This is a genomic window from Streptomyces sp., from assembly GCF_035563135.1.
Taxonomy (GTDB): domain Bacteria; phylum Actinomycetota; class Actinomycetes; order Streptomycetales; family Streptomycetaceae; genus Streptomyces.
Window position 1 is genome coordinate 1 of record NZ_DATMVN010000062.1, and the last position, 11,434, is coordinate 11,434.

The 11,434-nt window shown below is 68.2% G+C and carries 11 protein-coding genes; 6 read left to right on the plus strand and 5 right to left on the minus strand.

The annotated features are described in order from the left end of the window. The first annotated feature begins 424 nt into the window (after positions 1–424). The 4 genes from VN520_RS02655 to VN520_RS02665 all read left to right on the plus strand — a co-directional run bounded on the left by VN520_RS02655 (position 425) and on the right by VN520_RS02665 (position 3,294). Positions 425–814: a hypothetical protein gene (locus VN520_RS02655; protein ID WP_325745187.1), complete on the plus strand. Its 390-nt coding sequence runs from the start codon at positions 425–427 to the stop codon at positions 812–814. After that, on the plus strand, positions 715–1,074 hold the full coding sequence (locus VN520_RS39525; protein ID WP_414719754.1) for a hypothetical protein: 360 nt from the start codon (positions 715–717) through the stop codon (positions 1,072–1,074). Before VN520_RS02655 ends, VN520_RS39525 begins: the two co-directional genes overlap by 100 nt. Further along, positions 1,028–2,905: an ABC transporter ATP-binding protein gene (locus tag VN520_RS02660; protein WP_325745188.1), complete on the plus strand. Its 1,878-nt coding sequence runs from the start codon at positions 1,028–1,030 to the stop codon at positions 2,903–2,905. The genes VN520_RS39525 and VN520_RS02660 overlap by 47 nt, the downstream gene beginning before the upstream one ends. A 182-nt stretch (positions 2,906–3,087) precedes the next feature. Beyond that, on the plus strand, positions 3,088–3,294 hold the full coding sequence (locus VN520_RS02665; RefSeq protein WP_325745189.1) for a hypothetical protein: 207 nt from the start codon (positions 3,088–3,090) through the stop codon (positions 3,292–3,294). Between the two features lie 23 nt (positions 3,295–3,317). Here VN520_RS02665 and VN520_RS02670 read toward each other — a convergent pair whose 3' ends face one another. From VN520_RS02670 to VN520_RS02685, 4 genes are read right to left on the minus strand one after another with little or no spacing between them, the layout of a single operon-like run. Continuing rightward, entirely contained in the window at positions 3,318–5,048 is a 1,731-nt protein-coding gene (locus VN520_RS02670) for an asparagine synthase-related protein (protein ID WP_325745190.1), read from the minus strand. Beyond that, positions 5,045–5,521, minus strand: a complete 477-nt coding sequence (locus VN520_RS02675; RefSeq protein ID WP_325745191.1) for a lasso peptide biosynthesis B2 protein — start codon at positions 5,519–5,521, stop codon at positions 5,045–5,047. Before VN520_RS02675 ends, VN520_RS02670 begins: the two co-directional genes overlap by 4 nt. 17 nt (positions 5,522–5,538) lie before the next feature. Continuing rightward, the gene (locus VN520_RS02680; protein WP_325745192.1) at positions 5,539–6,339 is read right to left on the minus strand and encodes a hypothetical protein; all 801 of its coding nucleotides are present in this window, start codon (positions 6,337–6,339) and stop codon (positions 5,539–5,541) included. 44 nt (positions 6,340–6,383) lie between these two features. Next, positions 6,384–6,659 (minus strand): PqqD family protein, encoded by a 276-nt coding sequence (locus VN520_RS02685; protein WP_325745193.1) that lies wholly within the window; start codon positions 6,657–6,659, stop codon positions 6,384–6,386. 244 nt (positions 6,660–6,903) lie between these two features. Between VN520_RS02685 and VN520_RS02690 the strand changes: the two genes are divergently transcribed. Continuing rightward, the gene (locus VN520_RS02690; protein WP_414719755.1) at positions 6,904–8,052 is read left to right on the plus strand and encodes a nucleotidyltransferase family protein; all 1,149 of its coding nucleotides are present in this window, start codon (positions 6,904–6,906) and stop codon (positions 8,050–8,052) included. 99 nt (positions 8,053–8,151) lie between these two features. On the opposite strand, the gene VN520_RS02695 is transcribed toward VN520_RS02690, so the two are convergent. After that, the gene (locus VN520_RS02695) at positions 8,152–9,933 is read right to left on the minus strand and encodes an ABC transporter ATP-binding protein (RefSeq protein ID WP_325745194.1); all 1,782 of its coding nucleotides are present in this window, start codon (positions 9,931–9,933) and stop codon (positions 8,152–8,154) included. Between the two features lie 161 nt (positions 9,934–10,094). Between VN520_RS02695 and VN520_RS02700 the strand changes: the two genes are divergently transcribed. Then, positions 10,095–11,288: a glycosyltransferase gene (locus VN520_RS02700; RefSeq protein ID WP_325745195.1), complete on the plus strand. Its 1,194-nt coding sequence runs from the start codon at positions 10,095–10,097 to the stop codon at positions 11,286–11,288. Positions 11,289–11,434 lie beyond the last annotated feature (146 nt).

An 11,434-nucleotide genomic window follows, 5' to 3' on the forward strand; every position in this document is an offset into this window, starting at 1 on the left:
GACCCCTACCGGTCACATGCGGGGGTTGAGTTTCGGTGAGCGTCCGATCGCCCCGCGTAACCAGCTGCGCCGATGGTGCTCTTCGCCCGGGAGGTCCGGTCATGCCTGCCATCTTCAGCCGTGACCACGTCTCCGGGCTGATGCCCGAAGCCCGATGACCGACCCGATGCGGGCCGTGTTCGGCGCGTGCGTCCCTCCTGCGGTGTGCAGATGCGGGCATCCGAAGCCGGTTCACATGCACTACCGCAGGGGGACCGAATGTTCCCGCTGTGAGTGCCCCCGTTACCGCCTGTCCGTGACGGCCACCATTCGTGCCGGTCGGCCGGAACGCGAGTCCTGATCCACACGGCCGCAGAGCCCCCGCGGGTGAGGGTCACGCTGTGCACACGGGGTCAACCGGAGTCGGGCAGTCCCCTTCTTGGCCGTGACCGGCAGATCCGCCACCTCCGGTTGGCTCATCAGTGCCACCGGCGTACTGGAACTGTTGACCCGGTTCGGCGGGCTGGCCGCCCCGCGCGCCGGCGAGCAGTTGGTCGCCGATCTGCTCGCCGCCTTGGCCGAGCAGACGGTGGTGGTGCTCGGCAGCGCCGCGGCGGGAAAGGTGTTGCTCCGCCTGGCCACCCCCTGGCACAGGTGCTGGCCCAGCGGCGGGCAATCGCCGCCGAGGGGAAAAGGATCCTTTGATGCCTACCCTTTGCCGAAGTCCGGACCTCGATGCCCGGCATCGGAGGTGGAATCGCAGCCGCATCCTGCAAGAAATCGCGACGGGCAGCGCCTTCCCCCGCAGGCCATCTGGCCGCATATGCAGGACTGACCCCGGTCACTCGTCACCCGGGCGGAACGTCACCGAGGCCGGTGAGTCCCGGCTGCCCACGAGCCCGTCGCTCGGACCGCTCATCCGAGTGCAGCCCATGCCAGGCCGGGCGGTTTCGAGGTGTGTTCGTGGGACACTCCGCCTGGACCTGCGTGAAGGCGGGGGCCCCGGCCGGCGCTGCCCGCACCAGCTGGCAGCGGGGAGAGGTGAGACGTGGTCGACGTGGTGCGGATGGCTGCGGAGGCCAAGGGTCGGCGTAAGTCCGTGCGTGAGCTTCCGCGGTTGCTGCGGTCCGCGATCCGGCTCACGTGGCGGGCCAGTCCAGGACGGACTGTCGTCGTGCTCGGCATCTCGGTCGTCACGTCCCTCTCGCTGTTCCTCCAGGTCCTGCTGATCGACCGGGTGCTGTCCGCGGTGCTGCAGATTGGCCGTACCGGTGGCTCCGTGGCACCGGCCGTGCTGCCTGTCATCCTCGTAGCTCTGGTTACGGCCGCGACCACCATCGTCAGCACCCTCGCCAACCTGCAGCAACGCGTTCTCGGTGAACTCGTCTCCCGCGAGGTGTGGCGGCAGCTGCTTGACGTCTCCCAGCAGGTCCGGCTCGAGGCCTTCGAGGACCCCGCGTTCTACGACCAGGCACAACGGGTCCAGGCCAACGCCGCGCAGCAGACACGCATCGTCGTACAGGCGCTGGTGATAGTGGTCAGTGACTCGCTGGGAGTGATCGCCGGAGGCGTCGCCGTCCTCACCTTGGCCCCGGCGCTCCTCCCGGTGCTCCTGATCTCCGGGGTACCGCTGTTTCTGACCTCGCGCCTTTCAGGGCGCTACGAATTCGACTTCTCCGTCGCGCAAACTCCCAGCCTGCGGGCGCGGCTATATCTGGAGACGGTGCTGACCCGCCGCGAGGAAGCCAAGGAGGTTCGTGCGTTCTCCCTCCCGGGCGCCCTGCGCCGCCGGTGGGAGACCAACTTCGCCGACTACCTCGGCGACCTCGAGGTGCACATGCGCCGTCGCCGCAGGCTGGCGTTGATCGGCAATACCTCGGCGGCCGCATTCACTGCGGGCACCTTGCTCTTGGCGCTCCTCCTGGTCGATCAGGGCCAGCTTGACGTCGCTTCGGCCGGGGCGGCGCTCATCGCCGTCCGGTTGCTCGGCGGCCGGGTGAGCGGAGCGGCTGCAGGCGCGAGCTCGATCTTCGAGTCGGCGTTGTTCCTCCGCGACCTCGCGAGCTTTCTAGAGCGGCGATCGCAGGCCAGCGAGAGAGCTGGTCGGCCGGCTCCGGAGCGTTTCGACCGGATCGCCGTCTCCGACGTCAGCTTCACCTACCCGCGAGCCTCGCGGCCGTCGCTCGACGGGGTCTCCATCGAGCTCCGCCGTGGCGAGGTTGTGGCCCTCGTCGGTGAGAACGGCAGTGGCAAGACCACGCTGTCCAAGCTCCTGGCCAATCTGTACGAACCAGACTCGGGGTCGGTCACCTGGGACGGCGTCGACATCCATGCGTTCGAGCCCGACAGCGTCCGTCAGCGGATCGCCGTGGTCTTCCAGGACTTCGTTCGTTACAAGTTTTCCGCCCACGACAACATCGCGCTCGGGCGTCCAGATGCCGATATCGACGAGCAGGAAGTGCGTGCGGCAGCCCGGCAGGCGAACGCCGACGACTTCCTCATCACGCTGCCGGGGGGGTACAACACTCCGCTGAGCAAGGAGTTCGCTGGCGGCTCCGATCTCTCGCTCGGGCAATGGCAGCGCGTGGCTCTGGCTCGCGCGTTCGCCAGGGAGGTCCCTTTCGTCATCCTCGACGAGCCGTCCGCATCGCTGGACGCCCGCGCGGAGCACGACCTCTTCCAGCGCATCCGGGCGCTGTTCGCGGGCCGGACAGTGCTGCTCATATCGCACCGCTTCTCTACAGTGCGCATGGCCGACCGCATCTACGTGCTCTCAGGAGGTCGAGTCGTCGAGCAGGGGAACCACGCCTCTCTCATGAGGGCCGGTGGCCTGTACGCCGAACTCTTCACCCTCCAAGCCAGCCGCTTTCTCGACGGCCTTACCCCAACGGAGGACGACTCAGCGGCCACTATGCGAAATGAGTGAGGATCCCGCTACTGAGAGCATGCCTCCTGTAAATCTCTGAGTGAACCTTCAAGTACTGATCGGTGACGACATCCCCGATCTTCCAGTCCTACAGGCTTGCGAGGGGTGAAAGCGCTAGTCAGCGCCTTGGTGGGCATGGTGTGGTTCACCGTGAATCCCTAGGCGAAACTCAGGAGACCACCATGCAGTACTCCAGCCCCCAGCTCAGCAGCCTCGGCTCGCTCTCGTATCTGACGCTCGGCCAGAACGGCAGCAATCCCGACGGCGGCATCTACGACAACCAGAACGCCAAGGGCACGCCGAGCGACAACAACCAGGGTGGCGGTCAGGGCAACCCCAATGGCACGGGCAGCTCCACTGGTGCGGGTGGCCCCAAGACAAAGGGTTAATGAGGCGCTACTTCGTCGTCGGCTCAGGTCTCCGGCTGACGTAACCAGCGGTCCACCTCGACGGCGCGCGAGAGGGGAAGGGCAGCCCACGCCCGTCCTTCCCGCGCGCCGTTCAGGATGTTCTGGAACCCCCCGAGGTCCAGCCATCCACGTTCCACCAATGGTCCGCTCGTCACCCGCTCCAACACCTCGGCGGTGAGCGTCTGAGGCCAGAACACTTCCGAGAACTCCGCCTTCGAGCGTCGATTGGCCACCGCCGGGGGAAGGCGGTCGACGAAGGCCGCAGACTCGAGTGCGCGTCCGTGTCCGTCACGGACGGGTAGCCACGGGTCCAACCCGTAGAGCCCCTCGATCACACGAGGGTCCAAGAGTGGGTGGGTGTTCCGAGACGCGGTGAGGTCCGTGACGAGCGCACGCAACTCGAGGATGAAGGCCGTGTGACCGGTCGTCAGGTTGACCGCGCGCTCGTCCACTGCGGGAACACCGGTCAGCCGCGGTGGCCAGGTGAAGTGCGCACCTAGGTCGTGTCGCGCGATAGCCTGCTGGGAGATATATCGCGGAGCCCGTGGCCGAGCCCGCGGCGTGAGACGGCGAAGCGTCGGACGCCACGTCTGGGTCCAGGCGTGACGCGGATGCCGCAGGGACGTGCGCATAAGCGTGGAGAGCACTCCCCATTGCCCTTGTCGCACGGCACTCAAGACCCTGGTCTCGTAAGACATGGCGATGAAGATGTCATCGCCCCCGAGGCCGGTCATGGTGTACCGGTGGCCGACCTCGGCGAAGGCCCGATAGAGATCGGCGAACATCGTGAAGTTTGCGTCGGGGACCGGCCGTCGCCAGCCGATCGTCAACGCGGTGAGTTCGTCCAGGGACGGTATCCACGGGCGGATGGACAGGGCAGCCAAATCCCAGTGCTCGATGACCGCGTCCGAGTACGTCCTCTCATCGGCACTGCGTCCCTCGAAGAGCAACCTGCCGACGAGTGGCGGTTGTCCCAGAAGGACAGCAGTGCCGACGATGCTGGAGGAGTCGAGGCCGCCGCTGAGTTCACTGCTCGAGGAGCCGGCCACTCGGAGCCTGGAGCGCACCGCCTCGTCCACGAGCTCACGGCAGCGGTCGATGGCATCCGCCCACGTGATCCGGGGGGCCAAGTCGATGCGCCAGGAGTGGTGCCGCCGGACCGACGAACCGTCCGGTGTATTCACCCAGGTGTGACCGGGGGGGAGCGTCTCGATCCCCCGGTGAAACGTTGGTCCAGTGCTGCGGGAGGCGAACGCGACGTAGGCCAGCGCCATCCGCTCGTCGACGCCCGTGTCCACCCAGGGAAGAGTGCACAGCGTGGCCTGATCAGTGGCGCCGCTGTGCCGCCGACCGGACGTTGCCTGATACCAGGGCCGAACGCCGATCGGATCCCGGGCGACCAAGAGGGTGCGACGGCGCCGGTCGAGAACGACCGCTACGAAGTCGCCGAGTAAGTCCACCGCGAGGTCCGTTCCGCGCTGGCGGTAGCGCCGGCGCAGCAGGTCGGCCTGCGACCGCTCGTCGTCGAACAGTTCGTGCAGCAGGCCGTCGAGCACGACGAGGACGTCGCCGTCGTCGCTGCTGGTGATGAACCCGTTCGTGGTGTCCCAAGCGACCGCCTGTCCGGCGTGCTCGATCCAGGCGACTTCACCGTGGGCAACCCGCTCCCCGAGTGACGCCCGGAGGTCGGTGACCGCCTGAGCGCCGGCGGCAGTGGAGAGAACGAAAGTCACGCGAACCTTGGAAGGAGACGTTCGGCCTCGCCGGCGGCGAGCCCGGTGTAGGTGGCGGTCAGGTCAGGGTCGTCGTTGAGGACCTCGTCGCCGGCCTGCAGCCACGCGTGCGCCTCGATGCCGCCGGGTCCGGGCCTAACCCCGATGTGCAGTGTTGCGCTCCGTTCCTGACGGTTGAGCTCGCGCAGAAGAGTCACCGATCGGCGCAGGCACGTGGCCTTGACCGGCAGGACACCGAGGCCGGCATCGACCGCCGCGGACACCCGCCGGGCCTCATCCGGATCCGCGGATGGAAGGTCGGACCGGTCGCGGACCAATGGCCGCAGGCCATGGCGCTCGAGCGTGACAGTCACAACCGGACCGTCGACGAGGGCTCGGAGCGCGCTGATCCGCTGCGGGCCGCGGAGAGCATCGAGAAAGGCGGCTAGCTCAGCGGCGGACACCGGGCGCCGACGCCGGGCGAGGGCCTGCATGCGCCGGAGGAGGCTTGTCACGTCGACACCTCCCTCCTCAGAACGGCCTCGGCCGAGGCCAGCCCGGCACGTCCCCGGGGGACTGAAAGTCGTCCGACCGAGACGGCTTCGACCACCGTACCCAGACTGTTGACGACGCTTCGTAGAAGCTGGCCCCGGGCCAAGTCTGCGTGGAAGGTGCAGCCGAACAGCGCGGCGTGTGCGGCCACCCCGGTGAGCGGGGTGAAGTCCGCGACTGACCCCACAGGGGCCGGCTGGACCTCGGCGACCAGGTGAAGCGCCGCTGGACCGTGACGGTGGGGCAGGCCGGATCTCATGGTCCGAAGGCGCCGCTTGCCCACTGCCGCGGCCCCCTCCTCGGCGGGGATCCCAACGAGGGCAGCTGCCTCGGGGGTGAGGCGAAGGGTCGAGTGCGTCGAGGTCACCGAGACCGCTCCCTCCTGGACGTCCAGGACGGCGCCGTCGTCGCCGCCGAGCGTCCACCCCTGCTGCCAGGCGTGTGCTGAGAGCGTGGACTTCCCGGTCCCCGAGGCGCCGATCAGCACGACCGCCCGGCCCCCGAGCTCCAGCACGGCGCCGTGCACGACCAGCGCCCCGCGGCGGGCAAGGAGCAGCGGCAGGATGTGGTCGATGAGCAAATGCTGCTCCATCTCGGGCGTGAGCGGCCTGTCGACGGTCACGGTGCCGTCGTCGCTCGCCTCCAAGGCGGCGATCCCGTCGAAATCCAGCACCAGCCGGTCGGGCAGTGACCACGCCCGGCGCCAGGTCGTCCCGTCGGCCCGAAGCCCCTCGACCGGGTCGGTGGTGGGCACTGCCACCGGACGCACCTGGTGCACCCGCACGTCGACGTCCGGACTCCCGTTCACTGCGTCTGGGTGCGTACGAGCAGCCCGGCGTCGAGAAGTTGGTCGACCAGGCGCTCGAGATCTGCAGTCAAAACATCCGGGGCCACCTCGTAGACCTGGCAGAGCGCAGCCACGGCCTGGTCGCGAGGTTGCTGGGTCAGGCGGATCACCATGTCAGCACCCACTCGATCAAGCCCGTAGTACTCCTCGCGTTGCAGATCGAGGAGGACCATCTCCCCGGAGACCTCGCGGGCGAGGACGGACTCGGGAAATGCGAAGGCGGGGCCGCTCATCGCGGAAGCCAGGCGCTGGTCAGAGGCATACTGCGGGGGCGCACGCCGCGGAACCTACCGTCCGGTACTTGGATCCGGCAGGGTCTCGCGCCTTGTTCATCCTCTGGTGACCGACTCTGTATGAGCAGGTGCAGCACTGGGTCCCGAGCCCGCTGCTACCTGGACGGCTCTTCGATCGGCGGCCGGGGGACGCTCGTCCCCACATCCATCGGCACGGCTGCTTGGCTGCTTTACTCCGGGGGTGATGGCAGGCGGGGGGAGGCCGGACGACGCAACCTTCGTCCTCGACGCCGTCCGCAGCTACGCGCTCGACACAGCGTGTCCCGAGCCCCCGCCCGGAGGGACTTGGCTGGCCGTGGCCGCACAAGCGCGGGTGCTGCCCGTCATCCTGGACCACCTCGCCCTATCCGGCCGTCCCTTACCAAAGGGCGCAGGCGACTGGCCCTACGTCGGGATGGCGACACATCTGCGGTCCCTCGTTGAGATCCGGGCGGTCCAATCCGCGTTCGCTGGCACGGGGGTGCGGTGGGTCGTCGTCAAGGGCGTGGTGCTCGCGGACATCATCTATCGTCGGCCGTCCGTCCGCCCCTATTCCGACCTCGACGTCCTGGTCCACCCGGCCGACCTGGGGCCGGCGCTGGACGCGCTGGAGGCCGCGCATTTCGAAGTGGTTGACCGCAACTGGCAGCTGATTGCCGACTCCGGCCGCGGCGAGATCAGCCTCCGCACCCCGATGAACACCACGCTCGACCTGCACTGGCACCTGCTGAACGAGGCGTCGATCCGGGCGCAGTTCTTCCTGGACGTCGCCGCGATGGTGGAGCGGCGAACGACGGTCGACATCGACGGGCTCGTGGTCCCCACCCTGCGGCCCGACGACACCGTGGTGCACCTGGCGTTGCACGCGGCGCTGTCTGGAGGGCACCGGCTGCAATGGCTGCTGGACCTGCAGCAGGCGCTTCGGTGGTCGGACCTTTCGGTAGCCGAGGTAGCTGTGACGGCCCGCCGGGCCGGTGCGGTGCTCGCGGTGCAGACGATGGCCGCGCGCGCGTCGCAGCACGTCGATCCCGGGCTGCGCTCGTTGGTGCGACGCCTGGGACGGCCGTCCCCATGGACGGTCGCCGCGACCGTTGTCTCCCGGCGCGTACCTCCGCTCGGAACGGAGACCGGGCGGCGCACCGGACGGCTGTTCTTCGGTGCAACCCGGTCGACAACGGCGCGGAGCGTGGCCGAGCTCGTGCGCGCCTCCACGGCGGCCGGGCGCCGTCGAGTCACGAACCTCGACGACTCGGTGGATGTGTCCGTCCTGCGGACGCCCGCCGGAGACTCTGTCGACCGCCGGCGCTGGGTTGCTGCCGCTGCCGCTGCCGGTGCGTCCGTCAGCGACACCTGACGACCGAGCCCGCTGCGGTCGCCATGGTGGCAGCCAGTCTGGATGGCGACTCGCTGAGTTCTCGGTCTCGCCAGCCAGCCAGCGTGCCTGCTCCGTCCGTCAGACGGACCGGTATGAGCCCGCCTGCAACTGGTACAGCTGGGCGTAGAGCCCTTGCTGCACCATCAACTGCTCGTGAGTCCCTTGTTCGACGACGCGCCCCTCCTGGAGGACGACGATGCAGTCGGCCAAGTGAAGGTTCGCGTACCGGTGAGAGACCAACAGGATTGTCCTGCCTTCGGCGAGAGAGCGAAGATCGGAGAACAGCTCGTGCTCGGTGCGCGGGTCCAAGGCCGAACTCGGCTCGTCGAGCACGAGCAATGGGGCAGATCGGACGAGCGCTCGGGCGAGGGCCATCCGCTGCCACTGGCCGCCGGACAGCTCGACGGCGCCCTCGAACGTCCGACCCAGGACTGTGTCGGGCCCTTGTGGGAGCCGACTCACGGCGTCGTAGATGCGCGCGGCCCGCATCGCCGCCTCGATGCTCGACCGGCTCATAGACGGGTCCATCGCGACGTTGTCGGCAGCGGACAGGTCGTACTGGACGAAGTCCTGGTAGATCGCACTCACCGAACGCCGGACGGCACGGCGCAGTTCGTCGTCGGCCGGTTGCCCGTCCCAGACGAGAACTCCCTTCGTCGGCGCGTAGAGACCCGAGACGAGCTTGGCGAGCGTTGTCTTGCCCGAGCCGTTCTCCCCCACGAGAGCGACGAACTGCCCCGGCGCTATGTCGAGGTCGACGCCAGTGAGGACGTCGCGCTCCGTCTCCGGGTACCGGAACCCGACACCTCGAAGTCTGACGCCCTCCCTCAGGGACAGCGCTGCCGGCTCGGGGGTGGAAGGAACCGGCGTCGCCTTCAAGAACTCCTGCAGTTCGGCGAAGAAGGCGCTCGCTTCGAGAATCTTCCCGACGGACGAGAAGACGCCGTCCAGTGAGCCACTGAGCAGACGTACCGCGAGTACGGCCGCTCCGGCGCCGGCCAGATCCATTCGCCCTGCCGATACCAGCCAGACGATGACGGCGAGCGCGAAAGCCAGGAAAAGACCGGTGATGAGGGCGTTCGCCGCTCCGTAGAATTGTCTGCGGCGGACGTGCTGAGCCAGGCCCGCCCGGTAACTCTCGGAAAGCCGCAGATGACGGGCCTCGATCTCGGGCTGTGTCTGGAAGGTCCGAACCTCCTTGGCGAAGCTCTGGCCGGTGAGCAGCCGCCGGTGGTACTGCCGCAGGCGAAAGGTCGCGTGCCAGCGCTCGACGAATCCGAGTTCGAGAGCTCCGACGCGGCGGGACAGGAAGATGCTGGGCAGTCCGGCGAGCAAGAGCACAGGCACCAGCAACGGCTCGATCGCCAGAACCGCCACGGTGAGGGCTACGACGGTCACCGCCGACCCCAGCAGCGACAATGTGGACGTGGCGATGTCGAGAGGGCGGTAGAACGCATGGTTTTGGATACGCTCGGCCTTGGCCACGAAGCTTGGCGAGTCCATCAACTGCAGGTCGACCCGCCCCATCACGGCCAGGAGCTCCCGCCAGGTCGCCGTGCTGACGTCCTCACCCAGCAGTCGTTGCTGCTGGCCCTGGAGGCTCCCCGAGGCGCCCTTGATCGCGGTAGCGAGCGCCAGCACGGCCAGCGCCGCGATCACTGCGCCGTTGATCCGCTGCTGGCCGAGCAGCGCATCGAGGGTGAGCTTCGCGGCATAGACCAGCGACGTGGCAGCGAGCGCACTCAGCAGCTGCAGTCCGGCTGCAATGGCGAACTGCCCGGGGCTGGCTGTGGCAACCAGCCGGACGGCGCCGCCCACGGCGGCGAGCGACGAGCCAGCACGCTGCCGGACGTCCGCCACGGGCGCACAGTACCGGGATCCTATGCTGCAATACCTCGCCGAGGCGCGGCTTCGCCCGACGGGTTGCGGTTCCTTTCTCGGACGTGTGCTGTGCATTAGGGAAGCCGGTCCGTCGCTGCGTGGGTTGGCGGCGTGGTATCTGCGGTGGCTGAGGAGGTGCGGTGTCCCGATTGCGAGTCCTGTATGTGGACCACACCGCGCAACTGTCCGGCGGCGAGCTCGCGCTGTCGCGGCTCATCCCCGCCCTGCGAGAGGCGGTCGATCCTCTGGTCGTGGTGGGTGAGGAGGGTCCCTTCGTGGATCACCTGGAGGACCTCGGGATCCCTGTCACCGTGGTGCCGCTCTCGAGTACCACCCGCGACGTCCGCAAAGAGCGCCTGGTCAACCCGCTGATCGCGGGCCGACATCTCCGGTCGGTCCTGCGCTATGCGCTGCACCTTCGCCGGCTGATCACCACGGCGAACGTCGACCTGGTCCACACCAACAGCCTGAAGTCGGGGTTCTACGGTTGTCTGGCCGCCAGGCTGGCCGGGGTGCCCAGCGTCTGGCACCTCCGTGACCGGCTGGCAGCCGACTACCTTCCTCGACCGGCAATCCTGGCCGTGCAGACAGCGCTGGCTCTCCTGCCCTCCCGCGTCATCTGCAACAGCGAGGCGACCCTTGCCACCCTCCCAAAACGGTTGCGGGCGCGAGCGGCAGTGGTACCCAGCCCGCTCAGCGGCAGCGACGAGGACGGGCGTTCGCCGGCCGACCGGCGTTCTGCTGTGGCGGGAATCGGCCGTGGATCGGCGTTGACCGTCGGGATGGTCGGCCGGTTCGCGCCGTGGAAAGGACAACGGGAGAGCGTGCGTGCCTTCGGCCGCGCCGAACTGCCCGACGGCTCCCGACTCCTTCTCGTAGGTTCTGCCATGTTCGGTGAGGACGACTACGAGAAGGAGGTCCGAGCTGAGGTCGGGGCACTCGGCCTCGAGGACCGGGTCGAGTTCCTGGGGCACGTACGGGATGTCTTCGCGGTATTGAGGTCGATGGACGTGCTCGTGCACGCCTCCACGGTGCCGGAACCGTTCGGACAGGTCCTTGTTGAAGGAATGGCTGCGGGCGTGCCGGTCGTCGCCACCGAGGGCGGTGGCCCCAGTGAGATCGTCACGAACGGCGTGAACGGGCTGCTGTACCCGGCGGGGGATGTCGACCGGCTGGTGGAGTTGCTGGAGCGACTCTCCGGCGACATCGAGCTGCGCAAACGACTGAGCGACAATGGACTCCGGCGTGCCCGGGACTTCACGTCCGAAGCCATCGGCCCTCTCGTCGTGGCCCTCTACGAGGATCTGACGGCCGCCCGTAGGGGTGCAGCGTGAAGATCGTTGTCGCTCACGACTACCTCACCCAGCGAGGGGGGGCAGAGCGCGTCACGGTGGAGCTCGCGCGGACTTTTCCCGGCGCTCAGGTGGTGACGTCGATGTACGTCCCCGACCGCACCTTTCCCGAGTTCGCCGACTTGGAC